The organism is Variovorax monticola, assembly GCF_051216855.1.
GTDB lineage: Bacteria > Pseudomonadota > Gammaproteobacteria > Burkholderiales > Burkholderiaceae_C > Variovorax.
Map to the genome: position 1 here is coordinate 125,483 of NZ_JBPJZP010000004.1, position 12,649 is coordinate 138,131.

Annotated in this window: 12 protein-coding genes; 3 read left to right on the forward strand and 9 right to left on the reverse strand. The window is 65.7% G+C overall.

The window, feature by feature from the left end:
- Positions 1-13: 13 nt before the first annotated feature.
- From ACSFA5_RS15245 to ACSFA5_RS15280, 8 genes are all read right to left on the reverse strand, one after another.
- Positions 14-1,144: a deoxyguanosinetriphosphate triphosphohydrolase gene (locus ACSFA5_RS15245; RefSeq protein ID WP_435444885.1), complete on the reverse strand. Its 1,131-nt coding sequence runs from the start codon at positions 1,142-1,144 to the stop codon at positions 14-16.
- Positions 1,145-1,294: 150 nt separating this feature from the next.
- A complete protein-coding gene (gene aroB / locus ACSFA5_RS15250) occupies positions 1,295-2,404 on the reverse strand; it encodes a 3-dehydroquinate synthase (RefSeq protein ID WP_435444886.1) in 1,110 nt (369 codons plus the stop codon).
- 34 nt (positions 2,405-2,438) lie between these two features.
- On the reverse strand, positions 2,439-2,987 hold the full coding sequence (locus ACSFA5_RS15255) for a shikimate kinase (RefSeq protein ID WP_435444887.1): 549 nt from the start codon (positions 2,985-2,987) through the stop codon (positions 2,439-2,441).
- A gap of 23 nt (positions 2,988-3,010) precedes the next feature.
- Positions 3,011-5,143, reverse strand: coding sequence for a type IV pilus secretin PilQ (locus ACSFA5_RS15260; RefSeq protein WP_435444888.1), 2,133 nt, complete (start codon positions 5,141-5,143; stop codon positions 3,011-3,013).
- Positions 5,140-5,679 carry a pilus assembly protein PilP gene (locus ACSFA5_RS15265; protein ID WP_435444889.1) on the reverse strand — a complete coding sequence of 180 codons (540 nt, stop codon included), beginning with the start codon at positions 5,677-5,679 and terminating at the stop codon, positions 5,140-5,142. Before ACSFA5_RS15265 ends, ACSFA5_RS15260 begins: the two co-directional genes overlap by 4 nt.
- Entirely contained in the window at positions 5,676-6,356 is a 681-nt protein-coding gene (locus ACSFA5_RS15270) for a type IV pilus inner membrane component PilO (RefSeq protein ID WP_435444890.1), read from the reverse strand. Before ACSFA5_RS15270 ends, ACSFA5_RS15265 begins: the two co-directional genes overlap by 4 nt.
- A gap of 6 nt (positions 6,357-6,362) precedes the next feature.
- On the reverse strand, positions 6,363-6,983 hold the full coding sequence (locus ACSFA5_RS15275; protein ID WP_435444891.1) for a PilN domain-containing protein: 621 nt from the start codon (positions 6,981-6,983) through the stop codon (positions 6,363-6,365).
- The gene (locus ACSFA5_RS15280; protein WP_435444892.1) at positions 6,980-8,059 is read right to left on the reverse strand and encodes a pilus assembly protein PilM; all 1,080 of its coding nucleotides are present in this window, start codon (positions 8,057-8,059) and stop codon (positions 6,980-6,982) included. Before ACSFA5_RS15280 ends, ACSFA5_RS15275 begins: the two co-directional genes overlap by 4 nt.
- Positions 8,060-8,299: 240 nt before the next feature.
- Between ACSFA5_RS15280 and ACSFA5_RS15285 the strand changes: the two genes are divergently transcribed.
- Entirely contained in the window at positions 8,300-10,711 is a 2,412-nt protein-coding gene (locus ACSFA5_RS15285; protein WP_435444893.1) for a penicillin-binding protein 1A, read from the forward strand.
- 10 nt (positions 10,712-10,721) lie between these two features.
- Here ACSFA5_RS15285 and cyaY read toward each other — a convergent pair whose 3' ends face one another.
- A complete protein-coding gene (cyaY, locus tag ACSFA5_RS15290) occupies positions 10,722-11,054 on the reverse strand; it encodes an iron donor protein CyaY (RefSeq protein ID WP_435444894.1) in 333 nt (110 codons plus the stop codon).
- Between the two features lie 36 nt (positions 11,055-11,090).
- Here cyaY and lptM point away from each other — a divergent pair, with 36 nt between their 5' ends.
- On the forward strand, positions 11,091-11,363 hold the full coding sequence (gene lptM, locus ACSFA5_RS15295) for an LPS translocon maturation chaperone LptM (RefSeq protein WP_435444895.1): 273 nt from the start codon (positions 11,091-11,093) through the stop codon (positions 11,361-11,363).
- A complete protein-coding gene (gene lysA, locus ACSFA5_RS15300) occupies positions 11,360-12,646 on the forward strand; it encodes a diaminopimelate decarboxylase (protein ID WP_435444896.1) in 1,287 nt (428 codons plus the stop codon). The genes lptM and lysA overlap by 4 nt, the downstream gene beginning before the upstream one ends.
- The last annotated feature ends 3 nt before the right edge of the window (positions 12,647-12,649 follow it).

Sequence of the window (12,649 nt, forward strand, 5' to 3'; positions counted from 1 at the left end):
GACGCGGCAGGGCTCACGCGATGCCCCGGCGGCCCGTGAGCCGCTCATGCTCGCGCATGGCAAAACGGTCGGTCATGCCCGCGATGTAGTCGGCCACCGCGCGGTGCCGGTCGCCGCGCCCGGCATAGGCGTCGGGCATCTCGGCGCTGCGCGCGAGGTAGGCGTCGAACAGCTCCCGCACCACCGCTTGCGCTTGGTCGGTGGTCTGCGTGACCTGGGGATGGCGGTAGAGGTTGCGAAAGAGAAAGCGCTTCAGGTCTTCCGATTGCGCCTGCATGGCCTCGCTGAATGCAACGACGGGTGTTGCCTGGCGCACCGCATCGGCGTCGGCCGGTCCGAGCGCCTCCAGCGCGGCGCGCGTCGCGTCGATCACGTCGTAGACCTGCGCGCTCAGCATGCGACGGATGGTCTCGTAGAGCACGCGGCGGCCCTGCAATTGCGGGTGCTCTTTGAGCGCCTCGCGGCGGTAGCGCTCGAACAGCGCCACGTCGGACAGCTGCTCGACGCTGATGAGGCCCGAGCGCACGCCGTCGTCGATGTCGTGGGCGTTGTAGGCGATGGCATCGGCCAGGTTGCACAGCTGGGCTTCGAGGCCCGGCTGCGTGCGGTCCAGAAAGCGCCGGGCCACGCCATTCGGCTCGGCGGCTTCCAGCTTCTCGGCATTGGCGCGCGAGCAGTGCTTGAGGATGCCCTCGCGGGTTTCGAAGCTGAGGTTCAGGCCGTCGTACTGCGGGTAGCGATGCTCGAGCGCATCGACCACGCGCAGGCTTTGCAGGTTGTGCTCGAAGCCGCCATGCCCGGACATGCAGGCATTGAGCGCATCCTGCCCGGCGTGTCCGAAGGGCGTGTGGCCCAGGTCGTGCGCCAGCGCGATCGCCTCGACCAGGTCTTCGTTGATGTGCAGCGCGCGGGCAATGGAGCGGCCGAGCTGGGCGACTTCCAGCGAATGCGTGAGCCGAGTGCGAAACAGGTCGCCTTCGTGGTTCAGGAAGACCTGGGTCTTGTAGACCAGCCGGCGGAAGGCCGTCGAATGCACGATGCGGTCGCGGTCGCGCTGGAAAGCATCGCGCGTGGGCGCGGGCGGCTCGGCATGCCTGCGGCCGCGCGATTGCGCGGGGTGGCAGGCATAGGCAGCGAGATTCATTGGGGCACCCTTGACGCTGCGCGCCTTCCCGCCAAGCGGGAGCGAGCTTGCTTGGGGCGGCCCGGCGCGGCGCTCACTGGTGCACCCTTGGCGCTGCGCGCCTTCCCGCCAAGCGGGAGCGAGCTTGCTTGGGGCGGCCCGGTGCGGCGCTCATCCCTCGCAGCATTGCGCGAGCACTTCGCGCACCAGCGCGTCCGGCGCGCTGCGGACCACGGCGGAGCCGGGCTTGTCGATCACCACGAAGCGGATCTCGCCGGCTTCGGACTTCTTGTCGACGCGCATCAGCTGCAGGTAGCGCTCGGCCCCCAGTGCCGGGCCGACGGTCGGCAGGCCGGCACGCTGGATCAGGCGCGTGAGCCGCTCGACGAAGGCCGCGTCGACGCCGCCGAGCCGCTGCGACAGGTGCGCCGCCATGACCATGCCGCAGCCGACGCCCTCGCCGTGCAGCCACTCGCCGTAGCCCAGGCCCGACTCGATCGCATGGCCGAAGGTGTGGCCGAAATTGAGGATCGCACGCAGGCCGGTCTCGCGCTCGTCCTGGCCGACCACCAGCGCCTTGATCTCGCAACTGCGCTTGACGGCGTAGGCCAGCGCGGCCGGGTCGCGCGCCACCAGCGCGTCGATGTTCGCCTCGGTCCAGTCGAAGAAGGCCATGTCGTGGATCGGGCCGTACTTGATGACCTCGGCCAGGCCGGCGCTGAGTTCGCGCGGCGGCAGGGTCTGCAGCGTGGCCAGGTCGCACACCACGAGCTGCGGCTGGTAGAACGCACCGATCATGTTCTTGCCCAGCGGGTGGTTGATGGCCGTCTTGCCGCCCACCGAGGAGTCGACCTGCGCGAGCAGCGTGGTCGGCACCTGGACGAAAGGCACGCCGCGCATGTAGCTGGCGGCAGCGAAGCCGGTCATGTCGCCCACCACGCCGCCGCCGAGCGCGAACATCACCGTCTTGCGGTCGCTGCCGTGGCCCAGCAGGGCGTCGAAGATCAGGTTCAGCGTTTGCAGGTTCTTGTGCACTTCGCCGTCGGGCAGCTCGAGCAGGTGAACCGTGCGGTAGCGGCCTGCAAGGGCAGCTTGCAGGGCCTTCGCATAGAGCGGCGCCACCGTGGTGTTGCTGACGATCAGGGCGGAAGCGGCCGCCGGCGCGGCGGCGAAGCTCTCGGGAGCGTCCAGCAGGCCGGCACCGATCAGGATGGGATAGCTGCGCTCGCCGAGCTGGATGTCGACGCGTTCTGGCGCAGCGGAAAGTACGGACAAGGACATGGCAGCGAGTTTAGGCGCTGCAGCCAGGGCCGGCTCAGGCGGCGGGCTCTTCCGGATGGGCTCCGGGCTCGACGATCCCGGCCAGTTCGAGCTGCATGACGATGATGTTCACCAGCATGGCGATGGACGGACGGCCTGTGTCGACCACGTCGTGCGCGGTTTCCCGGTAGAACGGGTCGCGCGCGTCGTGCAGCTCCCGCAGGCGGCCCAGCGGATCGGCCACCTGCAGCAAGGGACGCTTGACGTCGTGACGCAGGCGCCTGAACAGGTCCTCGGGGGACGAGCGCAGGTAGATCACGTGGAAGTGATCGCGCAGCTGGTTGCGGTTGGCATCGCGCAACACCGCCCCGCCGCCGGTGGCCAGCACGCCCTGGGCGTTGGCCGCCAGGTCGGCGATGACCTCTTGTTCAAGGTCGCGGAACACGACCTCACCTTCACGATCGAAAAAATCACGGATCGAACAGCCGATGCGCTGCTCGATCACGTGATCGGTGTCGATGAAAGGAAGGGCCAGCCGCATCCCCAGGCGCCGGCCCACTGCAGATTTTCCGGCGCCGGGCAACCCGACGAGTGCGACCGCCACGCGGTGGCTGCTACGCCCGCGCGTCAGCGCGCGGCGTTGCGGTCGGTAATCATCTTCGGAGTGATAAAGACGAGCATTTCGGTCTTGTTTGCAACGCGTTCGCGCTTGCGGAACAGTGCCCCCAGGTAGGGCACTTCACCCAGCACCGGCACGCGCGATTCGTCATTGGTTTCGGTGAGTTCGAAGATACCACCGATGACGACCGTGCCGCCGTTCTCGACCAGCACCTCGGTTTGCACGTGCTTGGTGTTGATGGCCGGGCCCGCCGACGTGTTCACGCCGCGCGCGTCCTTGCTGACGTCCAGCGTCAGGATGATGTTGCCTTCGGGCGTGATCTGCGGCGTCACCTCGAGCTTCAGCACCGCCTTGCGGAACGAGATCGAGGTCGCACCGCTGGATGTAGCCTGCTGGTAAGGAATTTCCTCGCCCTGCTCGATCAGCGCCTTGGTCTGGTCGGCCGTGATCACGCGGGGGCTGGACACCAGCTTGCCCTTGCCATCGGCCTCGAGCGCCGAGATTTCGAGGTTCAGCATGCGCGAGAAGCTCGAATTGAAGAGTGAGATCGCGAAGGCGCCTGCCGAGTTGCCGGTGCCGCCCGCATCGCCTGCCGGCAGGTTGATGAAGTTGGAGTTGGTGAACCCGGTGCCCGTGGTACCTGTACTGGGTACGCCGCCGACCGTGGCGAAAGCGCGGTTGCCCGCCGACGACGCAAAGCGTTCGCCGGAAATGCCGCCACCGAGTCTCACGCCCAGCGACTTGCCGAAGGTGTCGGACGCCTCCACGATGCGCGCCTCGATCAACACCTGGCGAACCGGAATGTCGAGCTTCTGGATCAACTCGGAAACCTGCGCCAGGCGCGACGGAATGTCGGACACGAAGAGCTGGTTGGTGCGCGATTCGGCGATCACGCTGCCGCGGGGGCTCAGGATGCGGCTCGTGTTGCCACCACCGCCACCGCCACCGCCACCCGCGGAGGCGCCCGAGCCGGTCAAGCCTTGCGCGATCACCAAGGCCTTGGTGTAGTTCAGCTGGAACGACTGCGTGCGCAGCGGCTCCAGGTTTTCGATGGCCGCCTTGGCCTCGAACTCGAGCTTTTCCTTGGCGTTGAGTTCGTCCTTGGGCGCGATCCACAGCACGCTGCCGTTCTTGCGCATGCCCAGGTTCTTGGCCTGCATGATGATGTCGAGTGCCTGGTCCCACGGCACGTCTTTCAGCCGCAGCGTCAGCGCGCCGGTGACGGAATCCGAGGTCACGATGTTGAAGTTCGTGAAGTCGGCGATCACCTGCAGCAGCGAACGGATCTCGATGTTCTGGAAGTTGAGCGAGAGCTTCTCGCCGTTGTAGCCCACGCCTTGCGTCAGCTTCGTCGGGTCGACCTTGCGGGCCCGCATTTCGACCACGAATTGGTTCTCGCTCTGGTACGCGCTGTGCTCCCACTCGCCCTTGCCCTCGATCGTCATGCGAACGCGGTCGCCCGATTGTTGCGAGGTGATCAACTGGACCGGAGTGCCGAAGTCGGCCACATCGAGGCGGCGGCGCAGGCCTTCGGGCAGCGTCGACTTGGTGAATTCCACAACGAGGTTCTTGCCCTGCTGCTTCACATCGACGCCGACCTGGTTGTTCGGAAGATCGACGATCACACGGCCGGTGTTGTCCTTGCCGAGCCGGAAGTCGACGTCACGCAGCGGCAGGGTGTCACGGTTGCGATTTTCTGCGAATGTGGTCGCATTGGATACGGCCAGCGCGGTACCCGCCGCCGGTTCGAGAATGACCAGCAGCGACTTGCCCTGGATCTCGGTCTTGTACGCCGTGGCTTGCTTCAGGTTCAACACCACGCGGCTGCGGTCGCCCGCCTGAACCACATTCACCGAACGCAGGTTGCCCTGGTTCACTTCGATGGCGGAGCGGCCAATCGCATTCGTGACACCGGGGAAATCAAGCGCGATGCGCGCCGGCGTCTGCACGGCAAACCCCGCGGGCGCGGCCGTAAGCGGCTGTGCGAGATCGATGCGGATCACTTCCGCACCCGACTGGGTCGAGCTGGTCACCGCTTCAATGGCGTTTTGCGCATGGGCCACGGCCAATGCACCGAAGGCCAGCAGACCCAGGCCGGCAGCGCGCAGCCATCGAGCCATCTTTGATTTTTCTTGGTTCATTTCGCTCTCTCTTGCAGCTGCAGCGTCGCAACGCGTTCGATCCATTCACCGGCGGCGTCCTGCACGATCTCGCGCAAGCCGACTTCGGTTTCATTGATGCGGGTGATACGTCCGTAGTTGAGTCCCAGGTATTCGCCGACGCGCACCTTGTACAGCAGCTTGTCCATACGGATCAGCGCCACAGGCTGCTTGTTGCGATCCATGCTCCCGACCATCGTCATCGAGTCGAGCGGAAAGGCTTCCAATGGCTCCTTGCGGCGTGCCAGTTCGGGCGCGATCAGCTCCGAGGTGCTCGGCTGATTCGAATCGCGGCGCAGCGCCTGGGTGAGCTTCAGGATGTTGAAAGGCTCGAAGGACGAGGCCTCGGTGTAGACCTGCGGCGTGAATTTCTTGGGCGCCGTGATCGGCGGCACCGAAGGCTTTACCTGCGCACGCTGTTCGGCCATCCAGCGTTGCGTTTCGCCCTGATCGGACTCGCACGCGCTCAACCCCGCAGCAGCCAGCGCCACGCAGAGCATCTTGGCAACGGCCTTCACTTCTTCTTCTCCTTCGACACGGCGGCGCGCTTCTGTGCAGCCCGCTCGTCGTCGTCGAGATATCGGAAGGTGCGCGCGGTGGTGTCCATCGTCAGCATGTCCTTGTCCTTTTGCGGCGTGACGGTGATGTTGTTCAGCGTCACGATGCGCGACAGGGCCGCCACGTCGGCCACGAAGGCGCCCATGTCGTGATAGCGCCCGGTGACGCGAACAGCGATCGGCAGCTCGGCGTAGTAATCCTTGACCGACACTTGCCCCGGACGGAACAGCTCGAACTGCAGGCTGCGGCCGAGCCCGGCCTGGTTGATGTCCGACAGCAGCGCGTCCATTTCCGCCTTGCTGGGCAGTTGCTTCTCGAGCAAGGTCACGTACTGCTGTACCTGCTCGCGCTGCTTCTTCAGCAGCTCGAGGTTGGCGGCTTGCGCCACTTTCTTCGAGTAGTCGGCTTTGAGCGTGACTTCCTTGGCGCGCTCGCTTTCCAGCTCGTCATTGGAATTGGTCAGCCAGACAAACCACAGGGCGACCAGCACCAGGGCCGTCACAGCCAGGCACAGCGCATAGCGGGGGACCGTCGGCCACATCGACGGATCGTTCGGATTGAGTCCGCGGAACTGGTCACCGAAGCGGCGCAGGGCCGCGGCGACATCCACTTTCGGGGAGGGGCGATTGCTTGCCATGATCGATTACCCCTTGGACTGCGCCGTTGCAGCCAATGCCTTGTCGGCAGCGGCCTTCTGCGCGTCGGTGGGCCGTTTCAGACCGATGCGCATGGTGAAGTTGGCCACGCGGCGCTGGTCGCGCTGGGTCAGGTTGACGTTGGCCGAGGTGATTTCGACCAGCTCAGGCTTCACCAGCCACGGACTGTTGTTGCCCAGGTTGCGCAGCAGCTCCGAGACCCGCTCGTTCGATTGCGCCATGCCTTGCAGCGTGATGGTCTGGTTGTCCTGCTTCATGCTGGTCAGGTAGACGCCGTCGGGCAGTTGCCGGACCAGCTCATTGAGCAGGTGCACCGGCAGGTTGCGGTCGCCCTGAAGGTCTTCGACCGCCAGCTGGCGCGCGCGCAGGGCCGCGATTTCTTCCTGCAGCGTCGAGATTTCCTTGATCTCGACCTCGAGCTTCTTGATCTCGGCCTGAAGAAAGCCGTTCTTCGATTGCTGCCCGGAGATCTGTGCTTCGAACCACAGGTAGCCCAGCCCGGCGATCAGCAGGCCCAGCACGGCCGCGGCACCCAAGGTGCCGTAGAACGCCTCGCGGCGCTTCTTGCGCGCGGCTTCGCGGTGCGGAAGCAGGTTGATGAGGATCACTGCAGGAACCTCCGCATGGCCAGACCGCAGGAGGTCAGATAGGAAGGCGCCTCGCGCCGGACCTTCTTTTCGCGAATGTTCGAACTGAAGTCCATGCCGTCGAAGGGATTGAGCAGCGAGCAGGCGAACGAAGTCTGCCGGGTCACGGCATTGGTCAGGCCCGGCAGCGATGCCGAACCGCCCGCGAGCAACACGTAGTCCACGCGGTTGTGCGGCGTGCTGGTGAAGAAGAACTGGAGCGCCCGCGCGATTTCCTGCGCGATGCTCTCGACAAAGGGCTTGAGCACGCCGGAGCCGTAGTCGTCCGGCAGGTCGCCGCTGCGCTTCTTGGCCTCGGCTTCTTCGGCGGAAAAACCATACTGGCGCACGATGAGCTGTGTGAGTTGCGCGCCGCCGAAGGCCTGGTCGCGGTCGTACAGCACTTCCTGGTTGCGCAGCACCTGCATGCTGGTGGTGAAGGCACCCACTTCGAACAGTGCCACGATGGCGTCCGTTCCCTTGCCGGGCAATTGTTCGATCAGGCGGGCCGTCGCCAGGCGCGACGCATAGGACTCGACGTCGAGGATCATCGCCTTCAAGCCCGCGGCTTCCGCCAGGCCTTCACGGTCCTGGACCTTTTCCTTGCGGGACGCGGCAATCAGCACTTCCACGTCGCCGGGCGAGCTGCTGCTCGGGCCCGTGACGCAGAAGTCGAGGCTGACTTCGTCCAGCGAGAAAGGGATGTACTGATTGGCTTCGGACTCAACCTGGATCTCGAGCTCCTGCTCGCTCATGCCGCCCGGAAGAATGATCTTCTTGGTGATCACCGCCGAAGGCGGCAGGGCGAGCGCGACATTGCGGGTGCGGGTGCCGCTCTTGCGAATGACACGCCGGACCGCTTCCGCCACTTCGTCGAACTTCTCGACGTTGCCGTCCGTGATCCAGCCACGCTCCAGGGGTTCGATGGCACAGCGCTCCAGAACCAGCTTGCCGCTGGCCTCACGGCCGAGCTCGACCAGCTTGACGCTGGACGAACTGACATCCAGCCCGAGCAAGGGAGCGTTCTGACGACGAAACAATGATCCAAGAGCAGCCAAGGTAGGTCCCTCTATCCCCTGTATTTGTAACCAATAGAAAAAATTGCGTTCGGTTGCATGCTAGCAGCAGGCGTAGCACCTACCAAGCAACGCCAGGGAGCAAACCTGTCAATCGTTGTCAAAACCTGACGTCAAATGCGCATTTTGTAACTTTTGAATTAGCCAGATGCAAGAGCAACAAAGATCGGATCGTGGGGAGGGGGCGGCTTTTTATAATGTCCGGTGACTCCCCGGCCCCCCATGCAAGAAACATCCAGCCCCAAAGGGCCAGCCAAGACCCCTCCCCCCCGACGCCCGACCTGGCTGAAATGGCTTTTGCGCCTTTTCTTCTGGGGATTCGGCATCGCTGCAGCCGGCGTGCTGTCGGTGGTGTGCGTGGTGGCGGTGGCCCTGGCGGTCGCGTATCCGAACCTGCCCGACATCTCCGAGCTCTCCGACTACCGGCCCAAGCTGCCGTTGCGGGTGTTCTCGTCCGAGGGCGTTCTGATCGGCGAGTTCGGCGAGGAGCGCCGCAACCTCACGCCGATCTCGGCGATTCCCAAGGTGGTGAAGGACGCGGTGCTCGCCGCCGAAGACTCCCGCTTCTACGACCACGGCGGCGTGGATTACAAGGGCATGGTTCGCGCGGGCCTGGCGAACTTGAACCGCGTGAAGAGCCAGGGCGCCTCGACCATCACGATGCAGGTGGCGCGCAACGTCTACCTGAGCTCCGAGAAGACGCTGACCCGCAAGATCTACGAAGTGCTGCTGACCTTCAAGCTGGAGCACCTGCTCAGCAAGGACCAGATCTTCGAGATCTACCTGAACCAGATCTACCTGGGCAACCGGGCCTACGGTTTTGCCGCTGCCTCGGAGGCCTACTTCGGCAAGCCGCTGCAGGAGCTCACGATCGCGCAGGCCGCGATGCTCGCGGGGCTGCCGAAGGCGCCCGGCGCAAACAACCCTGTGAACAACCCGCAGCGCGCGCGCGGCCGCCAGTTCTACGTGATCGACCGCATGCAGGAAGCCGGCTTCATCACCGCCGAGCAGGCGGGCGAAGCGAAGAAGGAAGAACTGCACCTGCGCGACGCAGCCGATCCGAACCGGCTGCACGCCGAGTACGTGGCCGAAACCGTGCGCCAGCTCATGTACACGCAGTACGGCGACAGCACCTACACGCGCGGCCTGAAGGTCTACACCTCGCTGGTGGCGGCCGACCAGGCCGCAGCCTACAAGGCACTGCGCAAGGGCATCATGGACTACGAGCGCCGCCAGATCTATCGCGGCCCCGAGAAGTTCGTCGACCTGCCCGCCGACGCCAAGGAAGTCGACGAAGCGGTGGACGATGCATTGAGCGACCACCCCGACAACGGCGACGTGATGGCTGCCGTGGTGCTCAAGGCCACGGCCAAGCAGATCGACGCCGTGCGCGCCAACGGCGACGCGGTGCAGATCACGGGCGAAGGCCTCAAGCCCGCGCAGTCCGGCCTGTCCGACAAGGCACCGCCCAACATCAAGATCCGTCGCGGCGCGGTGATCCGCGTGGTCAAGACGCCCAAGAACACCTGGGAAATCACGCAGCTGCCCGAGGTCGAGGGCGCATTCGTCGCCATGGACCCGCGCGACGGTGCCATCAAGGCACTGGTCGGCGGCTTCGACTTCGGCAAGAACAAGTTCAACCACGTGACGCAGGCCTGGCGCCAGCCGGGGTCGAGCTTCAAGCCCTTCATCTATTCCGCGGCGCTCGAAAAGGGCTTCACGCCCGCCACCGTCATCAACGACGGCCCGCTCTTCTTCGATGCCGCCACCACCGGCGGCCAGCCCTGGGAGCCGAAGAACTACGGCGGCGGCTACGACGGCCCGATGTCGATGCGCACCGCGCTGATGAAGTCGAAGAACCTCGTGTCGATCCGCATCCTGCAGTCCATCGGCACGCGCTACGCGCAAGACTGGATCACCAACTTCGGCTTCGACAAGGACAAGCACCCGGCCTACCTGCCGATGGCGCTCGGCGCGGGCGCGGTCACGCCGATGCAGATGGCGGTGGGCTACTCGGTGTTCGCCAACGGCGGCTACCGCGTCAACCCGTACCTCGTGACCCGCATCACCGACCACAAGGACAAGCTGCTGGTCGACAAGCAGCCGACGCTGCTCAACGAGGCGGCGCGTGCCATTCCGCAGCGCAACGCCTTCATCATGGACACGCTACTGAACTCCGTGGCCCGCGCCGGCACCGCCGCCAAGGCGCAGGCCATGCTCAAGCGCCCCGACCTGTACGGCAAGACCGGCACCACCAACGATTCGCTCGACGCGTGGTTCGCGGGTTTCCAGCCGACCATGACGGCGATCTCGTGGATCGGCTACGACACGCCGCGCAACCTGGGCGACCGCGAAACCGGCGGCGGCCTGAGCCTGCCGATCTGGATCAACTACATGGAAACCGCCATCAGGGGCGTGCCGGTGACCGAACTGTCGGCCAACCCGCCGTCAGGCATCGTGAGCGTCGGAGGCGAGTGGTACTACGACGACTACGCACCGGGCCGCGGCGTGGCCAGCCTGGGTGTCGAGTCCTCTGCGCCTGTGGCGCCGGTAGAGAGCCTCACGGGCGCGCCGATCAGCCCGCAGCCCCCACCCGAGGAGCGCAACCGCATCCTCGACCTGTTCAGGAACTGATGAAGACGGATCAGGCAGCCGCGAACGCCAGCGGCTGCCCGGCTTGCAGGGTCGCTTCGCGCGACAGGTTGCCGAAGAACTCCTCGCCGGTCTTGGTGTCGACCCAGGCCAGGCCGTCGTGGCGATAGTGGTAGCCGCCGGAACGCGCGGCCAGCCAGATTTCCTGCAGGGGTTTTTGCAGGTTGACGATCAACTGGCTGCCGTTTTCGAATGAAATCGTGATCATCCCGCCGACGCGCTGGTTGTCGAGGTCGACCTCGCTCGCGTCGTTGATGCCGTCGCAACCGCGCTCGATGGCGGAGAGCGCAGCTTCGGCGCGGTCCATGTACTCAATGTCGGTCATTACAATTTCGCTATGTTGAATGTTCGCCAAATTCTAGTGAGCACCCGCCCCCGCGCTGCGCTCATGGTCTGCCTTGTCGCAGCCGCCACCGGGCTGGTCGCCTGCGGACAGCGCGGCGCGCTGTACCTGCCGACCGATCCCGCCGCCGTCCAGCGGGCGACCTTGCCGCAGCTCATGACGCCAGAGAGCCTGAGGTCGTCGCCCTCATCCTCCAGCGAGGCGGCGCCCGCACCGGCTGCAGCCGCCAGCGCACCGGCCGCCGGTGCCAGCGCGCCGGCCGGCAGCGGCAACACGGGGACCCGGAGATGACCGGCACCGTCACGTCCGCCGCCCTCCCCGGTCACCCGCACATCGCAGAGCGCGACGGCGCGCTGCACGTCGAGGGTCTCGCGCTCGATGCGCTGGCCCGTGAGCACGGCACCCCTCTTTTCGTCTACTCCAGGCAATGGATGCTGGACGCCCTGGCGGCCTACCAGCGCGGGTTCGAAGGGCGCGACGCCCTGATCTGCTACGCGATGAAGGCCAATTCATCGCTCGGCGTGTTGCGCGTGTTCGCGCAGGCCGGCTGCGGCTTCGACATCGTCTCGGGTGGCGAACTGTCGCGCGTGCTGGCCGTCGGCGCCGATCCCAAGAAGATCATCTTCTCCGGCGTCGGCAAGACCCGCGCCGAGATGCGCCAGGCCCTGGCGGCCGGCATCGCCTGCTTCAACGTCGAGAGCGAAGCCGAGCTCGACGTGCTCAACGACGTGGCGCTGGCCGAAGACCGCCGCGCACCCATCAGCATTCGCATCAATCCGAACGTCGACCCGAAGACGCACCCGTACATCTCCACCGGCCTGAAGGGCAACAAGTTCGGCATTGCGCACGACCGCGCGGTCGAGGCATATCGCCGCGCCGCGAAGCTGCCCGGCCTGGAAGTGGTCGGCATCGACTGCCACATCGGCTCGCAGATCACCGACGCATCGCCCTACCTCGACACCTGCGACCGGATGCTGGACCTCGTCGAGGCCATCGAAGCGGCCGGCGTGCCGATCCATCACCTGGACTTCGGCGGCGGCCTGGGCATCGACTACAACGGCGAAGTGCCGCCCAAGGCCGATGACCTCTGGCATCAGCTGCTCGCCAAGCTCGACGCGCGCGGCTTCGGCCAACGCAAGCTCGTCATCGAACCCGGCCGCTCACTGGTCGGCAACGCCGGCGTGTGCGTGACCGAGGTGCTGTACACCAAGCCGGGCGAAGACAAGAATTTCTGCATCGTCGACGCGGCCATGAACGACCTGCCGCGCCCCGCGATGTACCAGGCCTTCCAGCGGATCGTGCCGCTGCGCACGCGCGCCGGCGATGCACCGACCTACGACGTGGTCGGCCCGGTCTGCGAAAGCGGCGACTGGATCGGGCGCGACCGCGCGCTCAACGTGGTGGCCGGCGACATGCTGGCCGTGCTGTCGGCGGGCGCATACTGCATGAGCATGTCCAGCAACTACAACACGCGCGGTCGTGCCGCCGAGGTGCTGGTGAGCGGCGCCACCGCCACGCTGATCCGCCGTCGCGAGACGATGGAAGACCAGTTGCGCGCGGAAATCGACGGCTGAGCG